Raw genomic sequence first — 15,304 nt, 5'->3', positions numbered from 1 at the left:
AAGAAGGCGTCGGGGAGCGCCGGTCCGCGTTGTGCAGGGACGATGAAAGCGCTGGTGGCCGCCGTGGCCGCGAAACACCCTCGCGGCATACGGACCCATCGCCGCCGCACGCACGGGTGGCGGGTGGGCGACCACCTTGACGAAGGCTTAGCATCCTCTGCGTGTCCAAACTGACCGACGTGCCCAAACGGATCCTTATCGGGCGCGCACTGCGCAGCGACAAGCTCGGCGAGACCCTGCTCCCCAAGCGCATCGCGCTCCCCGTGTTCGCCTCCGACCCGCTCTCCTCCGTGGCCTACGCCCCGGGCGAGGTACTGCTCGTCCTGTCCGTCGCGGGTGTGTCGGCGTACCACTTCAGCCCCTGGATCGCGGTCGCGGTCGTGGTGCTGATGTTCACGGTCGTGGCGTCCTACCGGCAGAATGTGCACGCCTACCCGAGCGGCGGCGGTGACTACGAGGTCGCCAACACCAACCTCGGGCCCAAGGCCGGGCTCACCGTCGCCAGCGCCCTGCTGGTCGACTACGTCCTGACCGTCGCCGTCTCCATCTCCTCCGGAGTGGAAAACCTCGGCTCGGCGATCCCCTTCGTCACCGAACACAAAACGCTCTGCGCCATCGTCATGATCGCGCTGCTCACGGTGATGAACCTGCGCGGCGTCAAGGAATCCGGCAAACTCTTCGCGATTCCGACGTACATCTTCGTCGCCGGCGTCTTCATCATGATCATTTGGGGCGTGGTGCGCGGCGCGATCATGGGCGACACCATGAAGGCGCCCACCGCGGACTTCACCATCCACGCCGAACAGGGCGGCCTGGCCGGCTTCGCCCTGGTCTTCCTCCTGCTGCGCGCCTTCTCCTCCGGCTGCGCCGCGCTCACCGGCGTCGAGGCGATCTCCAACGGCGTCCCCGCCTTCCGCAAGCCCAAGTCGAAGAACGCCGCCACCACCCTGGCCCTCATGGGCGGCCTGGCCGTCACCATGTTCTGCGGCATCATCGGCCTGGCCATGGCCACCGACGTGAAGATGGCGGAGACCCCGGCCAAGGACCTCCTGCACAACGGCGTCCCGGTCGGCTCCGGCTACGTCCAGAACCCGGTCATCTCGCAGGTCGCCGCCGCGGTCTTCGGCGACGGCACGTTCTTCTTCGTCGTGCTCGCCGCCGCCACCGCCCTGGTCCTCTTCCTCGCCGCGAACACCGCGTACAACGGCTTCCCGCTGCTCGGCTCGATCCTCGCCCAGGACCGCTACCTGCCGCGCCAACTGCACACCCGGGGCGACCGGCTGGCCTTCTCCAACGGCATCGTGCTGCTCGCCGGCGCGGCCATCGTCCTCGTCTACATCTACGGCGCGGACTCCACCCGCCTGATCCAGCTCTACATCGTCGGCGTCTTCGTCTCCTTCACGCTCAGCCAGGTCGGCATGGTCCGCCACTGGAACCGCCATCTGCGGACCGAGAAGGACCCGGCCAAGCGCCGCCGGATGCACCGCTCCCGGGCGATCAACGCCTTCGGCGCCACCCTCACCGGCCTGGTGCTCGTCGTCGTCCTGCTGACGAAGTTCAGCCACGGCGCCTGGGTCGCCGTCCTCGGCATGGTCATCTTCTACGTCACCATGACCGCCATCCGCCGCCACTACGACCGGGTCGCCGAGGAGATCGCCGCCGAGGACGCCCCCGGCGACGAGGCGGTACGGCCCTCCCGCGTGCACTCCGTCGTCCTCGTCTCCAAGGTCCACAAGCCCACCCTGCGCGCCCTGAGCTACGCCAAGCTGATGCGCTCCGGCACCCTGGAGGCGGTCAGTGTCGACGTCGATCCCGCCGAGACCAAGGCCCTCAAGACCGAGTGGGAACGCCGCAACATCGACGTCCCCCTGAAGGTCCTCGCCTCTCCCTACCGCGAGATCACCCGCCCGATCATCGACTACGTCAAGTCCCTGCGCCGGGAGAGCCCGCGCGACGCCGTCTCCGTCTACATCCCGGAGTACGTCGTCGGCCACTGGTACGAACACCTCCTCCACAACCAGAGCGCCCTGCGCCTCAAGGGCCGCCTGCTCTTCACGCCGGGAGTCATGGTCACCTCCGTCCCCTGGCAGCTCGACTCCTCCGAAGCCGCCAAGCGCCGCGCCCGCAAGCGCGCGGAGTGGAACGCGCCGGGGGCGGTACGGCGGGGCCCGGTGGCCCAGCCGAAGAAGGAAAAGGCGGCCACGCGCAAGTAACGTCTGCCTGCCGCCCGGGCCCGGACCTCCCCCTTAGGGAGGCCCGGGCCCGTGTGCTACCCGCCTCCGCCCCCGCTCCCGGTTCGGACTCCGTCCGCCCGCCCCGTAGACTTGCAGGTCGGCATCCGCCGCTCTGCCCCTTCTTCCGTCCCACCCCAGGAGCCCTCCCACCATGCAGACCGAACCCAAGAAGTCGCTGGTAGGCGAGGAGTACGAGGTCGAGGTCGGCCCCGTGGCGCACGGCGGCCACTGCATCGCCCGTACGGACGAAGGCCAGGTCCTCTTCGTCCGGCACGCCCTCCCCGGCGAACGCGTCATCGCCCGCGTCACCGACGGCGAAGAAGGCGCCCGCTTCCTCCGCGCCGACGCCGTGGAGATCCTCACCCCCTCCAAGGACCGCGTCGAGGCCCCGTGCCCCTTCTCCGGCCCCGGCAAGTGCGGCGGCTGCGACTGGCAGCACGCGGCCCCCGGCGCCCAGCGCCGCCTGAAGGCCGAGGTCATCACCGAGCAGCTCTCCCGCCTGGCCGGCCTCACCCCCGAGGAGGCCCGCTGGGACGGCACCGTCGAACCGGCCCCCGGCGACAAGGTCCCCAAGGGCGAGGTCCCGGCCTGGCGCACCCGCGTCCAGTACGCCATCGACGCCGAAGGCCACGTGGGCCTCCGCAAGCACCGCTCCCACGACATCCAGCCCGTCGACCACTGCCTGATCGCGGCACCGGGCGTCTCCGAACTCGGCATCGAAAAGCGCGACTGGCCCCAGATCGCGACGGTCGAGGCCATCGCCGCCACCGGCTCGAACGACCGCCAGGTCGTCCTGACCCCCCGCCCCGGCGGCCGCCTCCCCATCGTCGAACTCGACAAGCCCGTCTCGGTCCTCCGCGTCCACGAGAAGGACGGCGGCATCCACCGCGTCCACGGTCGCCCCTTCGTCCGCGAACGCGCCGCCGACCGCACCTGGCGCGTCGGCAACAGCGGCTTCTGGCAGGTCCACCCCAAGGCCGCCGACCTCCTGGTCGAAGCCGTCATGCAGGGCCTGATGCCGAAGAAGGGCGACATGGCCCTCGACCTCTACTGCGGCGTCGGCCTCTTCGCCGGCGCGCTGGCCGACCGGGTCGGCGAAAAGGGCGCCGTCCTCGGCATCGAATCCAGCAAGCGCGCGGTGGAAGACGCCCGCCACAACCTCCAGGACCTGGACCGTGTGCGGATCGAGCACGGAAAGGTCGAGCAGATCCTGCCGCGTACCGGCATCTCGGACGTGGACCTGATCGTCCTGGACCCGCCGCGCGCGGGCGCGGGACGGCAGACGGTCGCCCATCTCGCTTCGCTGGGGGCGCGACGCATCGCGTATGTGGCGTGCGACCCGGCGGCGCTGGCCCGCGATGTGAAGTACTTCGCGGGGGAGGGGTATGTGCCGCGGAGGATGCGGGCGTTCGATCTGTTTCCGGTTACGCATCATGTGGAGTGCGTGATGATTCTGGAGAAGGCTGCTAAGGGCTCCTGACCTGTGGTTTTGCCCGTGCGCATGATGTGCGGCACGGGCGTTACGGGCGATGTCTTGACGCTGAAGTGACGCTCATTTGACGCTCGTTCTGATGGGGTGTCAGTGCCTGTTCGCCACGCGAAATCGGGCCGTGCTGCTGTGCGCCGCCATCTGGCCGAGGAAGCTCGCCCCGGACGGTGGGGCTGGGGCTGTGCCGTACGGACTCGCTCAGCGGGGTGTCGGCCTGCCGAATCCGACCGCGGGTGGTAGGGTCGAGCCGGTCTGCGTACGCGGCGCGGGACAGGGGGGCGAAGGCGGTCGGCGGTCTCATGGGCGATCCGGTAGCCGCCCCGCACGCACTCCTCACAGACCACGACACCGTTATCCGCGTGAACGCGGTGGTCTTCCGGCGCGCAGCCGTGCGTGGCCATGGTCGGGGGTATTGCGTCCCCCCTCCTGCCGAACTGCGGCCGGAGGCCCACAGATCGGGAACTGGCCGTCGTGCCCAGCCGTAGGGTGGCGCGGCGCCCCGGGCAGGGCGGTGCACCGCGGCCCTCCCTTCGGCTGCGGCGCACCCGGGCGTCCGGGGCCGCCCGGCGGTGGCCCCGGGTCGGCGGTCAGCGGCGGCCCCAGTGCTTGGTGTCGATGATGCGGCGGTGGTGGTTGCGCAGGGTGGCGGTGCCGCGGTGGTTGTCCCAGGCGTAGGTGCGGCGGTCCTGGTAGACGTCGCGCCAGGTGTCGCGTCCGTGACCGGTGTGCACGCGCACTTCCTGGCGGCCGCCCGGGCGCAGGATGTTGAAGCGGTAGGTCTTGTGAGTGCGCTCGCTGGTCAGGGTCCATCCCTTGAGGGTGACCGGGCGGGAGCCCGGTGCTTTTCACGGTGAGCCATTCGCCGTTGAGGCTGCGGTCGGAGCCGTCGTCGCGGCCGGGAGAGTCAGCCTGCACCGCACCGATGACAAGGGGAGAACGGTGGTGGGCGGGCAGAGTGTGGGCGCCGATGGCGGATGCGGGCGTCGCGGCGGCGGTGACCAGGGCGGCCGAGCCGAGCGCGGCAGCGGCCGGACGAGTGGAGCGGATCATGGCGAACCTCCTGCGGACAGCCCCGCCGCGGGGCGGGGCCGGTGGGAGCCAGTGCCCGGTCCTGTGCCGGGCGGACATCACTGTGCGCCCGCACACACGGCCGTGGTTGAAGATCGGACTGCTCATCACTGAACACGGACATTTGCCCAACCGCCCTGCCCCCGCCGTCCCCCAGCACGTCTGACAGTCACACGCCCCTGCCGCGTCGACCGCCCTGTGCCGCTGAGCTGCGCTAATCGGCCAGGTCAGCAAGCCCGTCCCTCGGGAGTGTGATCACTCGTACGGGCATGGCACCGCGCCGAACGACGGTGAGCGGGCCCCTTTCGCCAGGCCGCTCGCGCGTTACGGCGGCGAAGCAGGCGGGCTTGGCCACTTGACCGCACCGATGCCGGTGGGGCTGCGAGGCGACGGGCGGCGTGAGGTCACCCGTCCCCTCGCGACGGGTACATGGTGCGCTGTCCCCGAGCGTCAGTGCGGCAGTGCCGACCCGTGCCTGGGGCGCCTGCCCGCCCTGGCGGGCAGCAGACTGGTCCGATCGGATACGGCCCGCCCCGCCCGTGCCACGGCTTGGCGGGGCGGATGACAGGTCCAAAGCAGCCGCCCGGCCGTTGAGCGGCTTCAGCGTCACGGAGCGGCCTGGACAGTTGGGAGGGTGTCACCGCAGCAGATCCCGCCGGCTTTCGATGCTGCGGTCGCGGTGCTGGGTGAGCTGACGGTGCGCGTCGAGGAGCCGGTGGTTCTCCTCGATCACCGCTCGCGCCGTTCGCTGCAGTTCACCGGCGAGCTCGCGGGCGCTGCCCAGCCGCTGCTGTGCAGGGTCTTCCCGTGTTCCTCCGCCGTCGTGAACACCGGGTTCCCTGGGCCAGCGCTGCCACGTCCGCACCGCCGAGCAGATGCCTCCGGCGGGAGGCAACCGTGGTGACGCGGGCGCACTCCGGCCGCAGGCCGGACACCGATCCCCGTGCGGAGAGTGGCCGATCAGTCGGTGAGACCGTCTCGGTGAAGAAGCCCTGCTCCCGCGACCACTGGTTGGGGGAGCAGGGCTTCTGGCTCACTGGTGCAGAACAGCGATCACCGCGACAGCCAAGGTCATCGATGCTAAGAACGCTGTAGCGCCAGCTTTCAGCACAGCCATGCCAGGCCCCTCGTTCCAGCAGACGATCAACGCGACCGCCAGCCCCATGACCAGCGAGACGAACACGGCGACTCCCATGAGCCGCAGCCGGGTTTCGAAGCTCCAACGCATACGGATCTTGACCTACCTCGCTCCAACCGAGCGTGGCCGAACTTGCCGCTGGGCAGCCTCAGCTCGGCCACCTGACAGCAGTGGCTTCGGCTGAGGACCCGCCGACGTTTCAGATCCGCACGGAGCCGACCCGCACCTACCGGCTACCTCCAAGTGGCCTAGAGCTGAGTCTCTCCTGTGAGCGGGGTTTCGGTTTGTTTCGCGCTCCCAGCACGTCGACCCCGGGAGGGCGGAGACAAGCGACGGGCTTTGCCATTCCCGCGGCAGCCTCATGCTCATCTCACATGAGCGCGCCTATCGTGGCACGGCCGAACCATCACGCGCAGGCCCTCCGGCGAAGTCAGCCGGAGGTGCTGTGAGCGGGCGGCGAGCTGACGCACCGCCGCTTTCCCGCCCTTCATGCCGCGGTGTCGATCTTGGGAGCGCACGCCGCGCGCAGCACGGTCAACCGCGCGATCGCCTCCCGGCTCGCCGGTGCACCGGGGTTGGTGATCGCCTCCATCACCAATGCTTCCAGCGTCCTGAGCCTTTCGGTGGGGAGGACGAAGGTTCCGTACTGGTGGAACCCGGTCTCCACCTTGTTGCGGAGCGTCCGGTGCAGATCGTCCCAGGCATCCTCGGCGGCATCCCGAAGCGGTCGGCGGTCCGCGACCGCGCCGCGGGACAGCCGGGTCAAGCACCGCTCCAGCTTCTGCGCGCGGGCATCCAGTTCCGTGGCCAGCTTCCGAACGCGCACGAACACCTTCCCCGACGTGACCACGAGTCCGACCACCACGCTGATGCACGCTGTGAAGACCGCGGGCTCATAACGCCCGGGGACCGGCAGGCTGCGGATCAAGCAGACGGCGCCCACGGTGCCGCAGCACATCGCGGCCACCTGTAGGGCCGCTGCCCACGTGAGACGTCCCCGCAGACGCTCGTAGGCGAACGATGCCGGCTCCCGCAACGCGCCGCTGACGTGCAAGATCCAGATCATCACCAAGGCCGAGCCGGCCACCACGGGCTGGTCCGGCAGGGAGCTGACCGCCGCCATGACCAGGCCGATGGCCATCATGTATGCCGTCCTCGGCACGAACGTGATCACCCGGTGCCAGGTCTCCGAGCGGGCAATGAACCACGGCGCTGCGACCCAGTAGGAACCAAGCAGCAGGAGAGCCGACAGGGGAGCCAACCGGCCGAACAGCTTCGGCGAGGTGCTGGGTCGCAGCGCCACCACGGTCAGGACGAGGACGGTCCCGGCACCGGCCGCCCCGGCCCACGGCCGCCAGCGAGCTGGGCGAGACCCGGCTTCGGGGGGAGGGACTCGGATGTCACGGACGACCTCCATACGTCGGCAAGCGTCAACCCTGCCAACGCCTGCTGACGAGAAAAGCGCCCGCCACTGACAAACCGAGCGCAACACCACCCGGTGACAGCGGAAACCCCGATGTCGTCTCCCGCCGGGACTGTCACGTGCGGCTGGAGGTTGCGGCATCGGCCGCGGGTGATCAGCGGGACGAAGCTTGTGTCTTCACAGCACCCGCCGAGGTGGTGAAGACCTGCCTTGCGGATGTGACGGACGGCGACTCGTCCGGCCGTCTTTCATGCTCGGATCGGCAGGTGCCCGCTAGGTAGCTCGTCCATCCGCGGGCCCATCCGCAAAGTGAAGCTTCAATCCGTGAGGCGGATTTTGACGCGGCCTTCCTGTGGACGTGCCGGGTCGGTCTGCGTGCCGTCGTTGTTCACTGCGTTGACGTGTCGGTGTGCTGGCCGTGGCTGCGGGCGTGGTGGCGTATGGCGTTGAAGGAACAGTGTGGTCCGCGCCGCCCTCGCATGCACAGTTCGATCTTGCATGTCGCACCAGCCCCACCGCTCAGGCGGGGCCGAGCGGCGTTGATTAGAATTGCTCCTCATGTCGAATCCTGACGAACTGCTTGTCGATGTCGTGGCCCTGGTGGAGTCGGGGCAGAGCAACCAGATGACTCTGACTGTGGTCGCCGGTGGTGCTGTCATCACGGGGCGGCTGGCTCCCGAAGCTGTCTGGAGGCAGCGGGTGTCCGAGGTCCTGACGGACTCGGCCCGTCTCCGTGAGTTCTCCGCCGCCTTCACCGCTACGACGTGTGAGGAAAAGGCGCCCACGCATCTGCATTTCCATGTGGCGCGGATTCTGCAGGGCACGGTGGGGATTCCGGAGACAGGCGGGATGTACCGCGTGGCGATCGATGACGTCAGCGCGTGGACCGTGGGCGACTTCAGCTATTCCGACCAGTGACGTACAACGCCGCGCGCTGACGGCCGCACGGCACGTGGCGAGGGTCCGGCCGGCACCCGCCGGCCGGACCCTCACTCTTGTTCCGGTGGTGGCTCGCGTCTGCCCGTCGGTCAGACGGCGGCAGGGGCGCCGAGCTCCGTGGAAGCCCGCTGCAACGGGGTGGGGGCACCCTCGGGCTCAGCGGTCTGGGGGAGGCCGGAGCAGGCGAAGCCGAGCCGAGTCATGGCCCGGATCACTTCACCGGCGCTGAAATCACGGCGATCCTGGCGCGTGATGACCTGACCGACCTGCTTGACCGGGTAGGCGCGGCGGTTCAGTGGGCAAGGGCGAGGACGCCCCGAGCGCTGTCCTGGTCTTCGAGGACCGGCATTGCAGCGCGCCGGCGGCCCGGCGCTGCGTGCTCGGCTTCGGCGATCGTGGCCACGGGTGAGGTGAGCGGCCCGCTGCCGCCGAAGATGTCGCGCAGTTGGACCCGGTCGGTGTACGCGGGACTGTCACGGACTGCGGTGAGCTGGGTCTGGGTGACCAGTTGGGTGCACAGGCCGTCGTTGTCGCAGACAGCCAGGTGTCCGGTGCGGGCGCCGGCCATGACGGACAGAGCGACTTCGATGGTCATGTCGTCGCAGACTTGCGGTGCGCCGGTGTCCATGGCGTCTGCCGCGGTCTGGTGTGCGGGGGTGACGGTTGTCGGGCGGGACTGCATCTGGACCAGCGTCAAAAGGTGTCTCCTGCAGTGGTGGGTCAGTTTCCTGATCATGAGGTTTCTAGGCCGCCGCCGCGCCCTCGGAGGAGGTCTGCCGCGTCGACTTGCGCAGGGCAGCCGAGGCGGGGCTGCGCCGGCCCCGTGAGGATGCGCTGCGCTTGCGGCGCTCGGCCACCGGCGCGGTGATCGTGACGGGGATGCCGGAGGGTGCCTGGGCACCGGTGATCTGACTCAGCGCCTCTTCGCCGATGCGGATCTGAGTGGTCTGGGGCACGATTCCGGCGGCGGTCATGAGACGGCTCATGCCGCGGCGCTGGTGGGGGGTGACGAGGGTGACGACGCTGCCTGACTCGCCGGCCCGCGCGGTACGGCCGCCGCGGTGGAGGTAGTCCTTGTGGTCGGTCGGCGGGTCGATGTTGACGACCAGATCGAGGTTGTCGACGTGGATGCCGCGGGCGGCGACGTTCGTGGCGACGAGCACGGTGACGTGCCCGGTCTTGAACTGGGTCAGCGTCCGGGTGCGCTGGGGCTGGGTCTTGCCGCCGTGCAGTGCGGCGGCCCGTACCCCACTGTTCAGCAGGTGCGTGGTGAGCTTGTCGACGGCGTGCTTGGTGTCCAGGAACATGATCACCCGGCCGTCGCGGGCCGCGATCTCGGTGGTCGTACGGGTCTTGTCCGCGCCGTGCACGTGCAGCACGTGGTGCTCCATCGTGGTGACCGCACCGGCGGACGGGTCGACGGAGTGGACGACCGGGTCGGTGAGGTAGCGGCGGACCAGAAGGTCGACGTTGCGGTCGAGGGTGGCGGAGAACAGCATCCGCTGGCCTTCGGGGCGGACCTGGTCCAGGAGCGCGGTGACCTGGGGCATGAAGCCCATGTCGGCCATCTGGTCGGCCTCGTCCAGGACGGTGATCGCGACCTGGTCGAGTCGGCAGTCACCGCGGTCGATGAGGTCCTTGAGCCGGCCCGGCGTGGCGACGACGACTTCGGCGCCGCCCCGCAGCGCGCCTGCCTGCCTGCCGATCGACATTCTGCCGACGACGGTGGCCAGGCGCAGCTTCACCGAGCGGGCGTAGGGGGTGAGCGCGTCGGTCACCTGCTGGGCCAGCTCACGCGTCGGGACGAGGACCAGGGCCAGCGGCCGGCGGGGTTCGGCGCGCCGGCCGGCGGTGCGGGCCAGCAGGGCCAGGCCGAAGGCGAGGGTCTTGCCGGATCCGGTGCGTCCGCGTCCCAGGGCGTCGCGGCCCGCGAGAGTGTTGGGCAGGGTCGCCCCTGGATCGGGAACGGGACGCTCATGCCCTGCGCGGTCAGCGCGGTCAGCAGCGGGGTGGGCATGTCGAGGTCGGCGAACGTCTCGACCGCGGGCAGTGCGGGAGTGACCGTCTTCGGCAGGGCGAACTCGCCCGAGGGCGCGGCGGACCGCCGGCCCTGGCCGCCGGAGCGGCTCTGGCCCCCTGAACGGCTGGGGGCGGACGAGCCGAAACGACTGCCCCGGCCCGAACCGGCGCCGGAGGCCGGAGCGGGGCCGCCGGTGCGGCGGGGGCGGGAGGTGCGGTCGTTCGTACGTGTGGGGTTCATTGGGGAACCTTCCTTGATACGGCACGTATCAAGGAATTCCCGCAGCGGAAGTACAGCGCGGGGAATCGCAAGAACGGGCCGAGATGTAATGCAATAGCGAAGCTGCCATGCAAGCAATTTTATGCGGGTGCAGGCGATGAAATGGGTGACGTCATATGGGCGTAACATCCCGGACGTCGATGGGCGCGGCCCCGAAAAAGGCGTGCGCCTCTGGAGAAGAGCTGGGGGGCGGCGGTTCTGTCCCATAGCCGGTATCGCTGAGGGAAACGCCTGCGGCTGGGGCCCGCACCCCGATGGATGCGGGCCCAGCTTCGAAGTCTGCGTCAGCGTCAGGCGGGAACGATGTTCTCGGCCGTCGGGCCCTTCTGGCTCGGTGCGATGTCGAAGGTGACCCGCTGGCCTTCGAGCAGCTCACGGAAGCCCTGGGTGGCGATGTTCGAGAAGTGGGCGAACACGTCGGCACCCCCACCGTCCTGCTCGATGAAGCCGAAACCCTTGGCCGCGTTGAACCACTTCACAGTGCCGGACGCCATGTCATATCTCCTCGTGGGGCAGTACGCCGGCATCCGCAATCCACGGATACCGGGTCGCCGCGATGATGTCCCGACCGGAGAACAACCGGAAATGCAAAACGCTTCCTGCGATTGCATGACGACGCAAGCGTTGATTTTTTTGGGGAACCACAACTGCAACTGAGGCCGAGACTAGCACGCTAGAACGGTGCACGTCCCGTTGCTGGCGGCACCTTGCTTGCGTCGGCAGAAACACTCTTCACGCCGCACGCTGAATCCTCATCCGGCCGTAATAGATAGGCGGGTAACCGTGCACGCCTTTTGCGGCGGACATGGTTGTCGCCGGTCAGGTGGCTCCCAGGAAGATGGCTGTGTAGTGCGCGGTGAACGCGGCGATGGTGAGCGAATGGAAGACCTCGTGGAAGCCGACCAGGTGGGTGATGGATCAGGGCGTTTGAGGCCATACACGGCGGCGCCCGCGGTGTAGAGGAGGCCGCCGACGATGATGAGCGCGACCACTGCGGTGCCGCCGGTGTGCGCGAAGTCGGGGAGGTAGAAGACGGCGGCCCAGCCCAGGGCGATGTAGCACAGGGTGTAGAGCCAGCGCGGGGCATTGATCCAGAAGACGCGGAATGCGATGCCGGCCGTGGCACCGCCCCACACCAGGGACAGCAGAATCCGCTGCTGTCCCGCGGGCAACAGCAGCACTGCCAGTGGCGTGTATGTGCCGGCGATGATCAGAAATATGTTCGCGTGGTCCAGCCGCCGCAGGACGGCCTCCCCGCGTCGGCCCCATGTTCCGCGATGGTAGAGCGCACTGGTGCCGAACAGCAGGCAGGCCGACAGCGTGTACACCGAGCAGGCGGCGACTGCCGCCGCGGAGCGGGCAACGGCGATCAGGACGAGGCCGCCGGCCAGCGCGAGGGGCCCCCGGCGTGCAGCCAGCCCCGCATCCTCGGCTTCAGCGCGGCCGCCGCGCGCTGAAGGGCGTCTTCCCGGGCGGCGCCTGTCCGCCGGACGTGCGGGCCGGCAGTCGCATCGACCCCTGGGACGTGGTGGGCGCCGGAAAGGTGCTGGGTTGCGCGGCTGTGTGACGCCGGACGGGTATTTTCAGCAGTCATGTGCTCATGCGGGGAATCGGTGGACGGAGGATGCCGGAAGACTGCCGCGACCGCAGGTCAGTCGCCGGTTGCGGGCTGAGGCGCGGCGCGGCGGTATTCGGCGTTGATGCGCTGGGCTTCTTCGAGCTGGTCTTCGAGGATGATGATGCGGCAGGCGGCCTCGATGGGGGTGCCCTGGTCGACGAGTTCGCGGGCGCGGGCGGCGATGCGTAGCTGGTAGCGGGAGTAGCGGCGGTGGCCGCCGGGTGAGCGGAGCGGGGTGACCAGGCGCGCTTCGCCGATGGCGCGCAGGAAGCCCTGGGTGGTGCCGAGCATTTCGGCGGCCCGGCCCATGGTGTAGGCGGGGTAGTCCTCGTCGTCGATCCGGCCGAACGAGTCGTCTGCTGTCACGTACACCTCTCTGTGGAACGCGTCGAGGGGCCCGGGTGCCGTACTGGCACCCGGGCCCCGAAGGAACTGCTACACCATCTGCCGGCCTTGGTACTGCGCCGACCTTCTGTGTCCGCCGGCCCGGCCGAAAGGCTGCCGGGGCCGCGGGGATCGCGGTTGCTTGACCGGAGACCACCTCACTATCGGATGTCCTGCGGTACCCGGGCCTCTCACGTGCGCCCGGGCGATCCTGATGGTGACCGTTCCTCCGTTCTTCCCTCAGTGATCAACTGCTGTACTGCTGGTGATGCGAACTGCTCAGCGGCCTGAGGCAGCGCCGCCTTCCGGCAGCCGGCCCCGCCGCCTGTCGTGCATCTGCTGCGGCGGGGAACCCACTGCCTTACGTTCCGGTGCGCGCGCCTGCAGCCGACGCCTTCACCGGGTCCTGCTCACGGCGGCCCCTGATACTGCGGGCCACCCGGTGCGGCCGTCAGCCCCGTCGCCGTCCTGCATCAGCCATGGCTTCGGGACTCCACCGCCGCACCGTCCTGCGTGCTGCATGTGCGGGTCCTGCTGCCTGGCAGTTCGTCTCTGCCGGGCCCTGCGATCTCTCTCGGTACGAGAGAAACCATAACCGCCCCACCACCCAATGTCTACTGCGGCCGACATAGATTTTCGGTCGGACGGTGGGGAGGTAACCGGCTTTGACCGGCGAGGGGGCAGGGGTGTGGCCCGCACCGCCGGAGTAGCGGGCTGCAAGCCGGGCACATGCACCGGGCGGGCAGGACCGCGCATTGACGATCCAGAGACCAGGTGACCTGCGGGCGGCGCCTGGACCCTGGAGCTGACCGCGCACCCGGACGGCATCGAGGTGGCCGTGCACGACCCCAGCCCGCAGCCGCCACGCCCACGCACCCCCGACCTCAACGGCGGCACCGGAGGGTTCGGCTGGCCCCTGGTCAACCGCCTCGCCCGTACCACCGCGGTCACCCCCGGGCCCTCCGGCGGCAAAACCGTCAGCGCCCCCTCTCGGCCGCCCGTCCCCGCCCGCAGATTGACTTCTCCGTCAAAGAGGCAGCGCTCGGGCGCTACTTGGGCTGTGGTGATCTCTCGGCAGTCCGTCGCGGGCGGACCGGTCAGTGCTGTCCGGGTCAGGGGCCCGGCCTCGTCCTGCCCGGTGGTGTGCGGCGCCGGACTGCGGACGCGCGTCCGTGGGAGGGGTGGTGTCCCCTCGGCGGGCGGCCCGCCGGCCCTCGGTGGGCGTGTGACTGGCTGACCCCTCAGGAGGAACCGTGGCACCCGGCTCGTCGTCTTCGATCCCCCGACCCGCAGCCTCGGCTCGGCGGCAGCCGGTGCCGGACGCCGACGACGGCGGGGCACCGGGGGCGTCCGGTGGTACGGCGCTCGCGGTGTCGCTGATCGTGCCGACGTTCAACGAAGCGGAGAACATCGACGAACTGCTGGACACCGTGAGCGCGGCCCTGCCCGAGGGGCTGGCCGTCGAGGTGCTGTTCGTCGACGACTCGACCGACAACACCCCCGAGGTCATCGAGAAGGCGGCGGCGCGGTACGCGATGCCGGTCTCCGTCCTGCACCGCGAGGTGCCCGAGGGCGGACTCGGCGGTGCGGTGGTCGCAGGCATCGCGCGGACCAGCGCGCCCTGGATCGTGGTCATGGACGCGGACCTCCAGCACCCGCCCCACCTGGTGCCGGAGCTGGTCGCCGCGGGCGAGAGCGCCGGCGCGGAGCTGGTGGTGGCCAGCCGGTACGCGGCCGGCGGCAGCCGGGGCGGGCTGGACGGCGGCTACCGGATGGCGGTGTCCGGGGTGTCCACGAAGGTGACCAAGGCGCTGTTCCCGCGGCGGCTGCGGGGCGTGTCCGACCCGATGAGCGGGTTCTTCGCGATACGCCGGGAGGCCGTCGACCGGGCGGCGGAAGCGGCCGAGACGCAGACGGACGCGGGGGGCGGTCTGCGGCCCCTCGGGTACAAGATCCTGCTGGAGCTGGCGGTGCGCTGCCGGCCGCGCTCGGTGGTGGAGGTGCCGTACGCGTTCGGGGAGCGGTTCGCCGGGGAGTCCAAGTCGACGGTCCGGGAGGGGCTGCGCTTCCTGCGGCACCTGGCGGAGCTGCGGACGAGCGACAAGCGGGCCCGGATGGTGGTCTTCGGGCTGATCGGGGTCACCGGGTTCGTGCCGAACCTGCTGGCGCTGTGGGCGCTGACCTCGGGCACCTCGCTGAACTACGCGGTGGCCGAGGTGCTGGCCAACCAGCTCGGCGTGCTGTGGAACTTCGTCCTGCTGGAGGCGGTCGTCTACCGCAGCGGACGGCCGGGCGGGCCGGCCGTCCGGCTTCTGGGGTTCGCGGCCCTGAGCAACGCCGATCTGGTGGCGCGCATCCCGTTGATGATGCTCTTCGTCGAACAGGCGGGGATGCCTCCGGTGCCCGCCACCGCGCTCAGCCTGGTCGTGGTGTTCGTGCTGCGCTTCCTGCTCGTGGACGGGCTGGTCTACCGGCGCCGGGGCCGGGCCGCGGCCCGTGAGCGCACGAACACCCAAGGCGGCGGGGCAGACCGGACCGACCAGGCTGCTTAGCTGACGAGGCAAACTCGTGGCGGCCCGGAACGGCCGTCCCGGAGACTCCGCGGTGTGATCAACACGATCACGGTGGTCGTGACGACCACGGGGGACGGTGCGGTCGTCGCGCCGAAATCCCGGAACCTCGGACCTCCTGGACGGAAAGAGGCAGGGAGAC

General features: G+C 69.9%; 10 protein-coding genes and 4 pseudogenes. 5 read left to right on the top strand and 9 right to left on the bottom strand.

Features of this window, described 5'->3' with window-relative positions:
* The first annotated feature begins 161 nt into the window (after positions 1-161).
* Both EJG53_RS10005 and EJG53_RS10000 read left to right on the top strand, forming a co-directional pair.
* Positions 162-2,213, top strand: a complete 2,052-nt coding sequence (locus tag EJG53_RS10005) for an APC family permease (protein WP_030021246.1) — start codon at positions 162-164, stop codon at positions 2,211-2,213.
* Positions 2,214-2,385: 172 nt separating this feature from the next.
* Entirely contained in the window at positions 2,386-3,714 is a 1,329-nt protein-coding gene (locus EJG53_RS10000) for a class I SAM-dependent RNA methyltransferase (protein WP_125044569.1), read from the top strand.
* Positions 3,715-4,310: 596 nt separating this feature from the next.
* On the opposite strand, the gene EJG53_RS42375 is transcribed toward EJG53_RS10000, so the two are convergent.
* From EJG53_RS42375 to EJG53_RS09990, 3 genes are all read right to left on the bottom strand, one after another.
* On the bottom strand, positions 4,311-4,454 hold the full coding sequence (locus EJG53_RS42375) for a hypothetical protein (RefSeq protein WP_244955083.1): 144 nt from the start codon (positions 4,452-4,454) through the stop codon (positions 4,311-4,313).
* 1,370 nt (positions 4,455-5,824) lie between these two features.
* Positions 5,825-5,974, bottom strand: coding sequence for a hypothetical protein (locus tag EJG53_RS40605; RefSeq protein WP_154806367.1), 150 nt, complete (start codon positions 5,972-5,974; stop codon positions 5,825-5,827).
* 442 nt (positions 5,975-6,416) lie between these two features.
* Entirely contained in the window at positions 6,417-7,235 is an 819-nt protein-coding gene (locus EJG53_RS09990; RefSeq protein WP_125044568.1) for a hypothetical protein, read from the bottom strand.
* A 675-nt stretch (positions 7,236-7,910) separates the two neighbouring features.
* On the opposite strand from EJG53_RS09990, the gene EJG53_RS09985 reads away from it, so the two are divergent.
* Entirely contained in the window at positions 7,911-8,270 is a 360-nt protein-coding gene (locus EJG53_RS09985; protein WP_125044567.1) for a hypothetical protein, read from the top strand.
* A gap of 110 nt (positions 8,271-8,380) precedes the next feature.
* On the opposite strand, the pseudogene EJG53_RS41710 reads toward EJG53_RS09985, so the two are convergent.
* The 6 genes and pseudogenes from EJG53_RS41710 to EJG53_RS09955 form a co-directional block, all read right to left on the bottom strand.
* A pseudogene (locus tag EJG53_RS41710) lies at positions 8,381-8,587 on the bottom strand (SCO5918 family protein); the annotation flags it as partial.
* The gene (locus tag EJG53_RS09975) at positions 8,584-8,988 is read right to left on the bottom strand and encodes a CBS domain-containing protein (protein WP_125044566.1); all 405 of its coding nucleotides are present in this window, start codon (positions 8,986-8,988) and stop codon (positions 8,584-8,586) included. The pseudogene EJG53_RS41710 and the gene EJG53_RS09975, both read right to left, overlap by 4 nt.
* Before the next feature lie 46 nt (positions 8,989-9,034).
* Positions 9,035-10,551 (bottom strand): annotated as a pseudogene (locus EJG53_RS09970) (DEAD/DEAH box helicase).
* 329 nt (positions 10,552-10,880) lie between these two features.
* On the bottom strand, positions 10,881-11,084 hold the full coding sequence (locus tag EJG53_RS09965) for a cold-shock protein (RefSeq protein ID WP_125044565.1): 204 nt from the start codon (positions 11,082-11,084) through the stop codon (positions 10,881-10,883).
* A gap of 325 nt (positions 11,085-11,409) precedes the next feature.
* A pseudogene (gene trhA / locus EJG53_RS09960) lies at positions 11,410-12,016 on the bottom strand (PAQR family membrane homeostasis protein TrhA).
* A 225-nt stretch (positions 12,017-12,241) separates the two neighbouring features.
* Complete coding sequence (locus tag EJG53_RS09955; protein ID WP_125044564.1) at positions 12,242-12,574, bottom strand: MerR family transcriptional regulator; 333 nt, start codon at positions 12,572-12,574, stop codon at positions 12,242-12,244.
* Positions 12,575-13,376: 802 nt separating this feature from the next.
* Between EJG53_RS09955 and EJG53_RS42370 the strand changes: the two are divergent.
* Together EJG53_RS42370 and EJG53_RS09940 are read left to right on the top strand one after the other, a co-directional pair.
* Positions 13,377-13,577 (top strand): annotated as a pseudogene (locus EJG53_RS42370) (ATP-binding protein); the annotation flags it as partial.
* Between the two features lie 328 nt (positions 13,578-13,905).
* Positions 13,906-15,144, top strand: a complete 1,239-nt coding sequence (locus EJG53_RS09940) for a glycosyltransferase (RefSeq protein ID WP_174856544.1) — start codon at positions 13,906-13,908, stop codon at positions 15,142-15,144.
* Positions 15,145-15,304: the final 160 nt, after the last annotated feature.

The sequence above is a fragment of the Streptomyces chrestomyceticus JCM 4735 genome (genome assembly GCF_003865135.1).
Taxonomy (GTDB): domain Bacteria; phylum Actinomycetota; class Actinomycetes; order Streptomycetales; family Streptomycetaceae; genus Streptomyces; species Streptomyces chrestomyceticus.
The sequence above is the reverse complement of the archived record's forward strand: the minus strand, read 5'-3'. Positions and strand labels throughout refer to the sequence as shown.